Genomic DNA, 927 nt, shown 5'->3' with positions numbered 1-927 from the left:
GGCGAGTGGCGAACGGGTGAGTAATATATCGGAACGTACCCTGGAGTGGGGGATAACGTAGCGAAAGTTACGCTAATACCGCATACGATCTAAGGATGAAAGTGGGGGATTCGCAAGAACCTCATGCTCCTGGAGCGGCCGATATCTGATTAGCTAGTTGGTAGGGTAAAAGCCTACCAAGGCATCGATCAGTAGCTGGTCTGAGAGGACGACCAGCCACACTGGAACTGAGACACGGTCCAGACTCCTACGGGAGGCAGCAGTGGGGAATTTTGGACAATGGGCGCAAGCCTGATCCAGCAATGCCGCGTGAGTGAAGAAGGCCTTCGGGTTGTAAAGCTCTTTTGTCAGGGAAGAAACGGTGAGGGCTAATATCCCTTGCTAATGACGGTACCTGAAGAATAAGCACCGGCTAACTACGTGCCAGCAGCCGCGGTAATACGTAGGGTGCAAGCGTTAATCGGAATTACTGGGCGTAAAGCGTGCGCAGGCGGTTTTGTAAGTTTGTCGTGAAATCCCCGGGCTCAACCTGGGAATGGCGATGAAGACTGCAAGGCTAGAATCTGGCAGAGGGGGGTAGAATTCCACGTGTAGCAGTGAAATGCGTAGAGATGTGGAGGAACACCGATGGCGAAGGCAGCCCCCTGGGTCAAGATTGACGCTCATGCACGAAAGCGTGGGGAGCAAACAGGATTAGATACCCTGGTAGTCCACGCCCTAAACGATGTCTACTAGTTGTCGGGTTTTAATTAACTTGGTAACGCAGCTAACGCGTGAAGTAGACCGCCTGGGGAGTACGGTCGCAAGATTAAAACTCAAAGGAATTGACGGGGACCCGCACAAGCGGTGGATGATGTGGATTAATTCGATGCAACGCGAAAAACCTTACCTACCCTTGACATGTACGGAAGCCACGAGAGATCGAGG

General features: G+C 52.4%; 1 rRNA gene. It reads left to right on the top strand.

What is annotated here, in order from left to right:
- A 16S ribosomal RNA gene (locus tag ACP7EY_RS23975) occupies positions 1–927 on the top strand; the annotation flags it as partial.

The organism is Massilia sp. DWR3-1-1 (assembly GCF_049898325.1).
GTDB lineage: Bacteria > Pseudomonadota > Gammaproteobacteria > Burkholderiales > Burkholderiaceae_D > JAFCUW01.
The sequence above is the reverse complement of the archived record's forward strand: the minus strand, read 5'-3'. Positions and strand labels throughout refer to the sequence as shown.